Source organism: Flavobacterium commune, from assembly GCF_001857965.1.
Classification (GTDB): domain Bacteria; phylum Bacteroidota; class Bacteroidia; order Flavobacteriales; family Flavobacteriaceae; genus Flavobacterium; species Flavobacterium commune.
In genome coordinates, this window is sequence record NZ_CP017774.1 from 1,296,113 (window position 1) to 1,309,716 (window position 13,604).

Genomic DNA, 13,604 nt, shown 5'->3' on the forward strand with positions numbered 1-13,604 from the left:
TTTAAACAAGTGCCTTATTTTATTATAATTTTAGCCGTCTTTTTAATTTTACCATCTAACAAGGTCACAAAATAAACTCCTGATTGTGGTTTATTTTGCAATTTAATATCCTGATCAAAACCACCGTTGTTTTGGAATTTTTCATCAAACAACCTTCTGCCCGAAGTATCATAGACTAATATTTCAATATCATTAGAAGTCGTACTAATGTATTTTACATTGAAATTTTCATCATTATCCATCGAACTCACTATTAAATCCTTGTTTATTTCTTCATAAGGTACTAAGGTATAGTTCTGCATACAAATTGTAACCGAAGCAGCATTCAAAAAACCGGTATCATTGGTAAAAATATCACGAATACGCAACGACCACACTCCTTGAGAACTTTCGCCATTAAAAACACCCAAAACACCCAAAGGAGCAACACTTTGCAAAACGGTATTCCCACAAACTAAATCACCTCCGGCATCGTCAAAATTAATTTTTAAACTACTATCATTAGTTCCACAACCGTTATAAAGCAATTTGACAGCTGTAGCCTGCGGACTCCTTAACTCCATTTGAACATCGGAAAAATAGGTATGCGAAATATCCACATTGACATTGACATCAGAAACAAAAATATCCGAAGAAGGAACAGTAACATTAATATTAGCAAAATTACCCTGCTCCGGAATAGCATAAGGAAATGATGTTTCAAAATTATAAGTCTGACAATCAGACTCCACCAGATAGCCTATTGCAAATGCTTTACTATTGACTGCGTAAAAAATATTATCTGTTGGTTCAATCAAAATTCTACAAAATCGGGAAGAAACATTAGGAACAGTAATCGTTTCGGATCCATCATTAGCAACATTAGAAGCCAAAACGGTAGAAAAAGTAACCCCATTATCCGTAGAAAGTTTGATATTTACCCTGGAAGCACCCGCTAATGAATTAGTCCCATTAACATTCCAACTAATCGTTTGATTGGTATCCTGAAACCAGCTTAAATTATCGATATTTTGAGAAGTCACCTCAAATGGTCCTGCCGTACCACTTACATTCACAATCATTTCATCTGAAACAGTTTGCGCCAATCCTTCGGCAGCATTATCTCTGGCTGTAATCACAAAATTAAGTGTTCGGGCTACATCTGAAACCGACTCCCATCGGCTCCTTAATCTTCCGGCTAAAACATTTTCAAAACTTGGCATATACCTAACCGTTGTACTTACAGGAGGAAGAGATCGAAATAGAGGCCCATTAGTCTTTGTACTCAAAGCAACACTTGCATCACCCTCTGCTGATGTAGCCGAATCATTTTGTTCCCAGGTATAAGTTAAAGCCTTCGATGAGCCTCCCGTTCCTTTTAATACAAAGGCCGTTCCTTTAGGTATCGTATAATCGGCACCGGCATTAACCACAGGTTCACTAGCACTAATGGTTGTAACTATCGGACAGCTCTTTGTTGCTAAATTACCCTGAATTTGACTAATACTCACAAAAGAAAAATAATCATCCGAACGTTGTTCTACATCATAATCGGTTGTAATTCCTGCATAACCCATTATAGTAGAGCCACTTCCAGGTTCTACACTTACTCCACTTCCTTCTATTTTATGAGAAAAAGTATGATTTGCTCCTAATTGATGTCCCATTTCATGAGCTACAAAATCAATATCAAAAGCATCGCCTCTGGGAATATTATTCGAAGGCGAAGTATAGGCACTTCCTTTTCCGGCTTCGCAAACACAGCCTATACAACCGGCATTTCCACCGCCGCCACTATCACCAAACAAATGACCAATATCATAATTTGCGCTACCAATAACAGTTGTTAAATTATTCTGCAATTCCGGCCCCCAAAGCCCTTCAGTATCTTCATCACCCACACCTACATCTGATGCCGAATAAGGATCAGTAGTAGCATCAGTATAAATAACGAGATTATTATTGGCTACCAAAAGTAATTTTACCGCCAAATCTCTGGTAAAAATACCATTCACTCTGGTCATTGTATTATTCATTGCCGCCAAGGCTATTGCTACAGTAGGACTAGCACTGCCACTATGAAATTTAGCATACTCACCTGTACAGGATAACGCCAATTTTAAAGTTCTGAATTTCTTATCACTCGACACTAATTTAGCCGTTTGATTACTTATTTTTTGGGTCAATACCAATTCTTCTTCAGTAGTACAACTAAAAGGCAGCTGCTCTTTCAATTTACTTTTAGAATCAAAAACCACATACACATCATTATTTTCGGTGTCTTTTTCAATAAATTCTACTTGATTCCCTTTTCTGCTAATCATGGTTTGCATTCCTAATGGAGACATACTGAAATTTAAAACCGCCGTAGGATCAGTAATACCTTTTCCTGAATACGAACGAATATCGGGATATTTTGCCTGAAGTTCGGCTTCGAAATTAGAATCTTCATGAATGCTAAATTGTTCCAAAACTCCTTGAGCATTCGGAACAGTAATTTGCATCGAAGTTTTTGAAAGCGCTTTGTCCTGTAGTTGCTTAAGTTTCGCTTTTAAAACTGCTTCGTCAAGCTGAAATAAAACAACATCTTTAGGTTCTAATTTTCCTAACAATTTAGCTGTAGCCGTAGTTGCTGAAGAATTGATTCTTTTCCAGGGTTCCTTATCCTGAGCATGAACAACCGAAATCCACAATAAAAGAAACACCAATAGACTATTTATTTTCATGACTAGCTAATATTTAAGTCTCAAAAATAAAGCATTTTAATCAAAAATTATTCAACAAATTGGTTTTAATTAAAGTCCTAAAACCAATTGATTTTATTGCATATTATTTGCTATTTTGTTAGAATCAACCCAAATACTTCAAAAAATAGATTAGCCATACCTTAAAATTCAAATTAGATAACATAAATTTGCACTACTATAAAATAATTGCTTTGAAGATTTTTCATTCTATAAAAGATTTCAGTTCCCCAAAAAAAACCATCCTTACTTTAGGCACCTTTGACGGGGTTCATATTGGACATAAAAAAATACTGGAAAAAGTAATTCAAAACACTCTGGACGAAAAATACGAAAGCACTGTTTTAACCTTTTTCCCGCATCCCAGAATGATTTTACAGGAACGTTCAGAAATAAAATTACTCAATACTATTTCTGAAAAAGTAAATTTACTGGAACAATTAGGAATACAAAACCTTGTTATCCATCCTTTTGACGAAAGTTTTTCAAGATTAACCGCCGAAGATTTTGTAAAAACAGTATTGGTTGAACAATTTAAAATTCACAAAATAATCATTGGTTACGACCACCGTTTTGGAAGAAACAGAACCGCTGACATCAACAATTTGATTGAATTTGGTAAAAAATACAACTTTGAAGTAGAACAAATATCGGCACAGGAAATTAACGACATCTCGGTAAGTTCGACTAAAATAAGAAACGCCATTCAGGAAGGAAATATGCTTTTGGCTAACAAATACCTGGGCTATGAATATATTTTAACCGGAACAGTCAGCAAAGGAAAACAACTGGGAAGAACCATTGGTTTTCCAACAGCCAATTTAAAGATTGACGAAGATTACAAATTGATTCCCTCCAAAGGAGTTTATATCGTAAGCAGCCTAATCAACGGGCAAAAAGTATATGGCATGATGAATATAGGCCATAATCCTACTGTTGACGGCAAACATCTGTCGGTAGAAGTCCACTACCTTGACTTTGAAGACAATTTGTATGACCAAAAAATTAGCGTTTCGATTCTAAAACGCATTCGGGGAGAAGAAAAATTTGATTCCATAAGCTTACTGAAAGAACAAATTGAGAAAGATAAAATCCAAACACTTTCTTATATCAAAGAACTGCAAACCAAATAAAAAAACCTGAATTTTATTAAATAAACTCCTGTTTTTTACGTAAATTTGATAGACAATACCCTGTATATCAAACAATTATTTTTTAACCTTAAAAAATCAAGCGTATGAAACTGCCAAAAGAATTATACAACGGAGTTATTATTTTTATAGGTATTGCTCTTTATTTTGTATTAATGGAGGTTTTACACCTTTCTAATCAATTTTTTTTAAGACTTTTTAATATCGTATTTATCTATTACGGTGTCAATAAAACCTTAAAATCTAATTTTGTTGAAGGAAAAACCGACTTTGCTGACAATGCTATTTCGGCATTACTAACTGCATTAACAGGTGTGCTTTTAAGCATAATGGGCTTAGTAGCCTATATCTATTCTAAAGGAGGAGATTCTTATATTCAAACATTATCCGAATCATTATTGTTTGTAGGAAGCCCTTCTGTAATGACTTATAACATTTCTCTACTTTTTGAAGGAATCGTTTCGGCGGTGATTGTAACGTTTTCTTTAATGTTATATTGGAAGAAAAAATATCCGTCAGACTAAAATTGTAACCCAAATTCAGCATTAAAACGTGCTGAATTTATAAAACAAACATAATCAATGCTATAATTTTAATACAACCAAAATGAAACCACCACCTAAAGAAATCACCAACGGGTTTATTATTTTCATAACTATCAGCATTTACTTTTTGCTTATGGAAGCATTCGGTCTGGCCGACTTATTTTATTTGCGCTTATTAAACATCTGTTTTGTGTTTTACGGAGTCAACAGAACCATTCAAATGAACCTTCAGGAAGGCAAGAATCAATTTGTTTCAAATGCTGTTTCTGCCATATCTACCTCAGTAGTTGGGGTTATTTTAAGCATCATCGGACTTGTTATTTACAGTTATTTACAAGGCGGAGATGCCTTTGTGCAATCTTTATCGGCAACATTTCTCTTTGGGGGCAACCCTTCAATTGATGCCTATTCTATATCCTTATTGTTTGAAGGAATCGCTTCATCAATAATTGTCACTCTTTTATTAATGCTGTATTGGAACAATCGATTTTTAACCGATTAATTCCTTTTCAAACAAGATATTCAAATTTAAAATTTTCTGCCACGACCTAAGCTATAGCCAATAGACAAATAGGCGAAGCAATTACACGAATCATTAAAACAGATTGGAATTCGTGTCATTCAATTTCAATTTTGATAAGAATCAGCAACAATTAGTGTAATCTGTGTCCAACTTTTTAAAACGAATACGCTGCTTTTTAAAGCTATTGCATTGCCATTTTGAACAATTTGACTACTTTTGAGCCATCAAAAAAACAATACAATGAGTATTACAAAACACGATTGGACAAAAGAAGAAATTATCGCCATATATAATAAACCTATGATGGATTTGCTATTTGAAGCAGCATCTATTCATAGAGAACACCACGACCCAAATGTGGTTCAGGTATCTACTTTATTATCTATAAAAACAGGAGGTTGTCCGGAAGATTGTGGCTACTGCCCTCAGGCGGCTCGTTACCACACTGGTGTTGAAGGAAACGATTTAATGTCAGTTAATCAGGTAAAAGCACAGGCTTTACGCGCTAAAGAATCGGGTTCATCCCGTGTATGTATGGGAGCAGCCTGGAGAAACGTAAAAGACGGCCCTGAATTTGATCAGGTTTTAGAAATGGTTCGTACCATTAATAAACTGGATATGGAAGTTTGTTGCACACTGGGTATGATTACCGAAAACCAAGCACAACGTCTGGCCGAAGCCGGACTTTATGCTTACAACCATAACCTTGATACTTCTGAAGAATATTACAAAGAAGTAATTTCGACAAGAGGATTTGAAGATCGTTTAGAAACTATAGAAAATGTTCGCAAAACCAATGTTACTGTTTGTAGCGGAGGAATTATCGGAATGGGCGAAAGTATCGAAGACCGTGCAGGTATGCTCGTTGCACTTTCTACCTTAAACCCACAACCGGAATCGGTGCCAATTAATGCCTTAGTTGCTGTTGAAGGAACTCCGATGGAAGAAGAAAAACCGGTTGAAATTTGGGAAATGATTCGTATGGTAGCTACTACTCGTATTGTAATGCCGGAAACTCAGGTACGTTTATCAGCAGGAAGAACGAATATGAGTCGCGAAGGACAGGCAATGTGCTTTTTTGCAGGAGCCAATTCAATCTTTGCTGGTGACAAATTACTAACAACTCCTAATCCTGATGTTAACGAAGACATGAAAATGTTTGAAATGTTAGGTTTGAATCCTCAAAAACCATTTACTAAGGTTTCCCAACCAAAAACAGTTGAAGCCGCCGATTCTCAATTTGCTCCTCTGGGCGAAAAACCAAAATGGTCGCGTCCAGGACACACAATTGAGCGTAACGTAGAAGCATCTATTAAAGGAAAATAAATTCTTTTTAAAACATAAAAAAATCCATTAGACTCAAAAAATCTAATGGATTTTTTATTTAAACCGGAATCTTAATAGATTATTTTTTTAGAGGCTTTTTTACCATTCGCTAATACTACCTGAATAATTAAAGCCGGATGAGCAACTGATAAATTACTAATTGTTGTACCTACTGCATCAACAGCCATATCTGAGTACACTAATTCGCCTGAAAAATCATAAATATAAATAGCATCAATTACCTCTGTGGCAGAATTAATTTTGATTACTTTATCATTTGTTGAAATCAATACCCCTTCAACCTCAACGGCTGTTGTATCTTCAATTGCAACATTTTTATCCAGATAGCGCAAAACAAATCGGTCTTTAAAAATTCCTTTTTCGGTAGTAAAAGAATAAGGTTCTTTCAAATCATGCAGTATTTGCAATAATTTATCTTCCAAAAATACCTTTTGCGAAGCCAATACTCCATCGGCATGATCAATGCTAATTTGAAAATCACCCTCAATAGTTGTTTTATAACCTAAAACAATACTATCCTGTTTTTGAAAAGGCAAAGCACGACCTTGAATCGATAAATTTGTCCCTTGATTGATACTATAAAAATCCAAATATTGATTTCCATCATAACTCATGCCATCAAAACGTCCTTCGTAACCATTAGTCGCTCCGGTTATGTAACCAATTAATGTTTGTTTAAAAGCGCCTTGGGCATTAGACAAATTCAACCACAAACGATTTTTATCTACCGAATTAGTAGATTTTGAAGTTCTTCCTAATTTAAAAAACTGCGAATTATCCCTTACTTCATCATACTCTTGTCCATCATCCATAAGCTCACCATCCAAAAGACGCATGGCATTATTAAAAATGATTTCACCTCCTGCAGTACTTGCCTGAGCAAAAAAACCTTGGGCAGTAGCAATATTTCCTGATGGAACACTTAGATTATTATTATCATTAGGGTCATTTTCATCATCATCTTGGATGGTGGCATGAGTTGCCACACCTCCAGTAAGATTATAAGTTGCATAATCATTAGCCGTATAATTATAAATAGCGTTTCCATCAACTTTTATGCTTGGTGGCGAATTATGTGTCCAGAAATAAAGAGTCCCTTCTAACTGAGTAGCATTTACAGCCAAAAAAGCGTCGGCACTCATAGCCGAAGGATATGGATTCCCTAAAAGATAAACCAGACCTCCGCTTAGTTCTTTTTTTATTTCTCCGTTATTGGGTTTTCCGTCAAATTTAGGCTTATCATCAACCGCAGGGTCAGTTATGCTAAAGCTTTGCGGTGCTCTAATAATATAACCTTCTCCTGGCATCATTTCTTTATTGCCATTATAATGAATTTGCCAACCTGAACCGGGATTAAAGCTATAATATTTATCATAAAGTGTATTAGGAGAGAGATTTTTCAAAGTTTGTCCTTCAACCGGCGAAGACCAATAGGTAAAATCATATCTTTTGACCGGTTTTGTATGACGTCCATAAATAATCTTTCCTTCATTCTCACTATCATCATTCATTTGAACCAAACTCGCATTATTTTCAAAAGTTAGCGAGCCATTAGCATCAACTTTTAATTCGTTTCTTAATTTTAAATAGCGTCCCGTCTTAAAAGTAACATGAGTTCCTGAATTCACTTCACAGGAACAGGCTTCGATATCTGTATTTTCATCTAAATTCTCTGAATCATCATTATAACTTTCTGCAAAAATCACTTTATTCTCCAGAGTAGGAACACCATCCCAACAGCCATTCCAGGTTATTGCAGGCGGTGGATTATTAATACTTACAGAAGTTATATCAGAAACCGTTAGAGAACTGCAAATCCCATTAGAAACAACAAAATTGTAGTTTCCAGAATCAAGTCCGGTTATTGTTTGAGGATTTTCAATTATTGGATAACTGGCACTTGAAATACCTGTTTGATAAATTGTTCCGCCAATTACCAAATTATTCAAAACAACAGTCCCTTTAGGCACAGCACAACTGGGATGTGTAGTAATAGCAACTGTTGGTTTTTCAGCTCTGTCAAAAGTAATAGCCGCATTGACAACACTTATACAATCTACCGATTTAAGTTCAGTTATTGTAATTGTACTTGAACCCGCAGTAGGCAAACCGACAACATCAATAATCCCCGTCCCTGCCGCTTCAACCACCATAGTAGCAGTAAGCCCTATAGCCGAAGGAGCACTTCTATTATAAGTTACTGTATAAGTTCCTATAGGTAAATTTCCCGTCAATTGTATAGTCGATGTCTGAACACAAGCAGCATCAGCAGTAAGATTTGAAATACTATAAGTAGGACAGGTATAATCAACTTTGATTTGGCCGTTTCCTCCGTTTCCTCCATTGCTAACATCAGAGCTACTACCTCCTAGAACACCATTCAATAATCCGTCAACTAACCCACCACCTGTTGCACCACCGCCACCACCGCCTGGAGAACCACCTGGAGAACCTGCAACATTTGGAGAAGCAACCAAACTTAACAATAATTGTTTTTCACTACCATTACCTCCTGCAGCTCCGCCAGCTACAGCCGTTCCTCCTGTTAAACCAGAAGCATTATTACCATTAAGAACTGTTCCTGCACTTCCTCCACCGCCACCACTTCTATTAAGCCCTATTTGTAAATTAAATGGATTAAGATTAATTGCAACTAAATAAGCCGAACTACCATTTCCCCCATTTTTAAAACCTCCTAAGCCGCCATTCCCTCCAGCACCTGCTCGAACCAATAAAGTTCCTCCACCTCCACCTTGTCCTCCATTAGCTGTAATAGAAGAAAAAATAGTTTGCCCTCCAGCCAAACCATCAAGTGTAGTACTGCCGTAACTTCCACCCAAACCACCTTGTCCAACAGTATAAGAAATTCTAACATTTGTTGGAATTGAAGTAACCACAACATTTCCTTGGTTATAAGCCCCGCCACCGCCACCACCGCCAGCCGATCCAAGACTAACAAGCGTTAATAATTCATTAGAACCGCCACCGCCACCGCCAGCTCCCCAACATTGAACAGACAAACTAGTAACACCGGCAGGAACTTCTAATTCACCTGATGTAGTAAATGTTTTTGTAGTTTGACTATAAGCCGACATAAAAATAGAAAAATAGCTTACCAACAAAAAGCAGAGTACTTTAATTATTCTTATTGATATTGCTAAAGAAAAGTAATAATTATTCATAGCCCCATTTTAAAAATTAAACAGCTGCCCGATATGACAATACCGAGTAAACAATAATTTTTTAGGGGGTCTAAAAATCGAAATAAAAGTATTAAAAAAAATCGTTTAAAAGAAGTATTTTACTGTCAAAATACATTTTTTAACAATTAAACAAAGTGAAGAACTACATTTATAAAACTTTCAAATCCGTAAGAAAACTAATCCACAAGCTTTTAAACTCTGCAGAGTCTTGAAAACATTAGAAAACAATAAAAAAATCCCGACTGTTTTTAGCAATCGGGATTGTCATATAAGAAATTAAGAAAATTACCTTAATAAATTATTTTTGTTGAAGTTGTTTTACCATTTTCAAGAACCAAACTTACTAAAAGAACTTGTTGACCAGACAGTAAATTTTGTATAACAAAATCGTTGGCAGAAACATTGTCTTTTTGATAAATTATTTTTCCTGAAATATCATAAACAGTGATTTTTGAAATTAAATCTTCTGATGAGCTCACCGTAATTTGGTTTTCTTGTACCGAAACCGCTACTGCTCCATCAACAATCGGAGTTTCAACTACTGGCTCAACAGCATTTTTATCTACATAACGCAATACAAAACGATTTTTAAAAACACCTTTTTCAGTATTAAAAGTATAAGCTCCTTGTTTAAGATTATGCAGTATTTTTAAATCTTTATCCTCTAAGAAGATATTCTGTGAAGATAATAATCCATCGGTATGATCGATACTAATTTGAAATTCACCTACAATTGTCGATTTATACCCTAAAGCTACACTATCTTGTTTAACAAAAGGCAAAGGACGTCCTTGGATAGTTAAATTCACATTATTATTAACGCTGTAAAAATCAACAAATTGATTTCCATCATAACTCATACCGTCAAAACCACGATCGTAATCATTAGTTGCTCCGGTAATATAACCAATTAAGGTTTGTTTAAAAGCACCTTCTTTGTTAGTTAAATTTAACCAAATACGGCTTTTTTCTGCTGTTGTAGTCTTCGAAGTTGCTTTAGATGTGGTACTAAATTTATAAAACTGTGAATTATCATAATTAGGCTGTCCTTCTGTATATCTCATGGCATTATTAAATACTACAGTTCCTCCAGAAGCAGTTGCCGGAGCAAAAAATCCCTGACCTGCAGCAATTTTTCCGGAAGCAAGATTAACGCCGCCTGTTTTATTATAAGTAACATAATCATTTGTAGTATAATTATAAATTGCATTCCCTGCAATATCTTTACTCGGTGATGTATTATGAGTCCAGAAGTAAAGTGTTCCTTCTAATGAAGTTGAATTTGCGGCTATAAACTTATCGGCATCAATTGCTGAAGGATAAGGATTTCCTAAAAGATGTACTTTATTACCTGCTAAAGAAGCTAAAGTAACCACACCGTTATTAGGCTCTCCAATAAATACCGGATTAGTATCAATTGCAGGTACAGTAATACTAAATGTTTGAGGTGCTCTAATAATATAACCATTCCCTTTAAGCATTGTAGCTGCTCCATTGTATGAAATTACCCAACCTGTATTTGGATTATAGCTATAGTATTTGTCATAAAGTGTGTTTGGAGACAAGGCTTTCAAGGTTTGTCCAACAACCGGCGAAGACCAATAGGTAAAATCATAACGCTTTACATAATCAGTATGGCGATGGTAACGGATATTTCCAGAGTTTACTGCATTATCGTTAATTTGAACTAAGCTGGCATTGTTTTCAAAAGTTAATGTTGCATTGGGTTGTACTTCAACTCCATTTTCAATTTTTAAAGTACGTCCTGATTTTATGGTTACAGCTGTTGATCCTGTAACCTGACAAGAACAACCCTCAATATCAACATCGTTTACATTGGTATAGTCCGAAGCAAAAACTAATCTTTGATTAATCGTTGGAGTTCCATTAGACCAAGAACCAGTAGGCAGAGAAGCAGTTGACCAGGTATTTGTAGTTGGAGCAATAATAATAACACTAACTGTTGCTGAAGTACAACCTCCATTAGTAACTGCAAAATAATAAGTACCTGGAACAAGTCCAGTTATTGTTTGTAGTCCTCCGCCAGTAATCTCAATATTATCATCACGCTCTCCAGTTTGAACAATAGTTCCTGAATTCGGCAAACCATTTAATTGTACACTTCCTGTTGGTACTTTACAGCTAGGATTAGTCGGCGTTCCTGCTGTTGGAGTGGAAACAGAGGTCACAGTTATCGTTGCTATTGTAGAATTTACTATTGTACAAGAGCCACTTTGTACGACAGCTCTATATGATATTGTAGCATTTAAATTAGTTGCTGTTAATATTGTAGTTGTATTAGCAATTGTAGTTCCTGCTGTTGCAAAATTATCTAATGATGATTCCCATCTTACAACATTACCAGTATGTCCTGATAATGTTAAAGTAGTACTATTAGTTCCTGAACAAACTGCTGTACTACCTGAAACCGTGCCCCCAACTGAAACCGGATTTACAGTTACTGTCCAAACATTAGAAGAACTTGTATAAGTATTACAAGTAACGTCTTTTACCTGACGACGATAATAAGTTGTCTGAGTTAATGTCTGAGTTGGTGTATAGGTAGCTGTATTGCTAACTACAGTAGTTACATTATTTGCAAAAGTACTACTAGGGCTATATTGCCATTGGTAAGTATAATTTCCATCTCCACCACTAACTGCTGTTGTACTGCCTATAGTGGTTGATGGTACTGTGTTACTACATATCGTTTCGCCTGTAGTTGCAATAGCTCCTGCATTAAGAACCGGATTAACTGTTACAGTTGTCGAAGCACATGATGTAGTATTACAACTTCCTTCGTATCTAACATAATATGTTGTAGTTGCAGTTGGCGATACTGTTACACTATTTCCTGAGCCTACTAATGTGCCTCCGCATGAACCCGAATACCATTTCGCTACTGCTCCGGTACCCGCTGTTCCTCCACCTAAAGTAAGTGTAGTAGAACTACCATTACAAATAGTAGTTGTTCCATTTATACTTGTTGGTGTAACTGAAACTGAACTAATAATAGCTGTAACATCTAATCGAGTAGCACTTTCACAACTATTTAAAGTTTGAGACGCATAATAATGCGTTCCATTTGTTAAAACTGTTGTTGATGCTAAAGCAGAACCACCCGTGGATGCAGAATACCACTTTATTCCAGAACCAGTAGCTGACAAATTTGAAACCGTAGCTCCTGAACAAAATGACTGAGTAGCAGTTCCTGTTGGTGCAGCAGTATTGGTTACTGTAACGGCTACAGCCTTTCTAGCAGTAATACGTGTACCAGTAACAGCTTCAACATAAAAAGTTGTGGTTGAAGATATTGAAGGCGTTATAAGTGAACTTGTTGAATAAGGACTTACAGAAGAAGTTACGCTAGATAATGAAACCCCTCCAGTTGAAGAAGAATATAAATTATATGTGGTTGATTCTGTAGGGGTTGGTTTTACAGAAGCAGATATTGTTGAGGTTCCAGAATTACAAACTGAAGTCGCAGTAACTGCATCCAATATATTATAACCTCCGTTTGCCATAATGTCATCAAAATGAGTTGCTTGCCCATTACCAGTGCAATAAGCATAAGGTGTACTTCCTATACTAATTTGAATATTTGCTGTACATGTTCCATCTCCAGGAGTTGGTAATCCACCTGTACTCACTTGCATCGAAACATTAGCTGGTAAATTTAATGTAACCTTATTATCAAAATTTATTTGCGCATAAGGTGTTAGTCCCGGTGTAACTACCAATAATGGAGTATTAATACTAAAAGTAGATCCTGAACTTCCTGCACTTAAGTTTAAAGTTCCATTAATTGTTAATGAACCTATAGAAGAAGTTGACAAACTTGAAGTTCCCATAGTAATAGCATGTCCCGCCTGAATTAAAACAGCTCCAGTAGTTGGTTTTGCAGGACTTGAAATCTGACCTGGATAACCTTGAGTGGTTGTTGGAGTAACCCAAGCAGAACCATTATAATATTCCCAACTCGCAAGAGTTATCCAGTTTCCAGTTCCAGCAGAACGATAATCCCCTGTTGTCTGTGAAAAACCTTCAAACGAAAAAAGCAGAACAATTAAAAATATAAAAAAAGATTTCTTAGGTAAAATTAGTTTCATGAA

At 35.8% G+C, this 13,604-nt stretch carries 7 protein-coding genes; 4 read left to right on the forward strand and 3 right to left on the reverse strand.

What is annotated here, in order from left to right:
• Positions 1-14 precede the first annotated feature (14 nt).
• Complete coding sequence (locus BIW12_RS05420; RefSeq protein WP_071184162.1) at positions 15-2,705, reverse strand: reprolysin-like metallopeptidase; 2,691 nt, start codon at positions 2,703-2,705, stop codon at positions 15-17.
• Between the two features lie 212 nt (positions 2,706-2,917).
• On the opposite strand from BIW12_RS05420, the gene BIW12_RS05425 reads away from it, so the two are divergent.
• The 4 genes from BIW12_RS05425 (at position 2,918) to bioB (ending at position 6,268) form a co-directional block, all read left to right on the forward strand.
• The gene (locus BIW12_RS05425) at positions 2,918-3,856 is read left to right on the forward strand and encodes a bifunctional riboflavin kinase/FAD synthetase (protein WP_071184163.1); all 939 of its coding nucleotides are present in this window, start codon (positions 2,918-2,920) and stop codon (positions 3,854-3,856) included.
• Positions 3,857-3,960: 104 nt separating this feature from the next.
• Positions 3,961-4,398 carry a hypothetical protein gene (locus tag BIW12_RS05430; protein WP_071184164.1) on the forward strand — a complete coding sequence of 146 codons (438 nt, stop codon included), beginning with the start codon at positions 3,961-3,963 and terminating at the stop codon, positions 4,396-4,398.
• Between the two features lie 82 nt (positions 4,399-4,480).
• Positions 4,481-4,921 carry a hypothetical protein gene (locus BIW12_RS05435; protein WP_071184165.1) on the forward strand — a complete coding sequence of 147 codons (441 nt, stop codon included), beginning with the start codon at positions 4,481-4,483 and terminating at the stop codon, positions 4,919-4,921.
• Between the two features lie 261 nt (positions 4,922-5,182).
• A complete protein-coding gene (gene bioB, locus BIW12_RS05440; RefSeq protein ID WP_071184166.1) occupies positions 5,183-6,268 on the forward strand; it encodes a biotin synthase BioB in 1,086 nt (361 codons plus the stop codon).
• 71 nt (positions 6,269-6,339) lie between these two features.
• Here bioB and BIW12_RS05445 read toward each other — a convergent pair whose 3' ends face one another.
• Complete coding sequence (locus BIW12_RS05445) at positions 6,340-9,471, reverse strand: glycine-rich domain-containing protein (protein ID WP_157499487.1); 3,132 nt, start codon at positions 9,469-9,471, stop codon at positions 6,340-6,342.
• A 311-nt stretch (positions 9,472-9,782) separates the two neighbouring features.
• A complete protein-coding gene (locus tag BIW12_RS16150) occupies positions 9,783-13,601 on the reverse strand; it encodes an Ig-like domain-containing protein (RefSeq protein WP_083382053.1) in 3,819 nt (1,272 codons plus the stop codon).
• Positions 13,602-13,604: the final 3 nt, after the last annotated feature.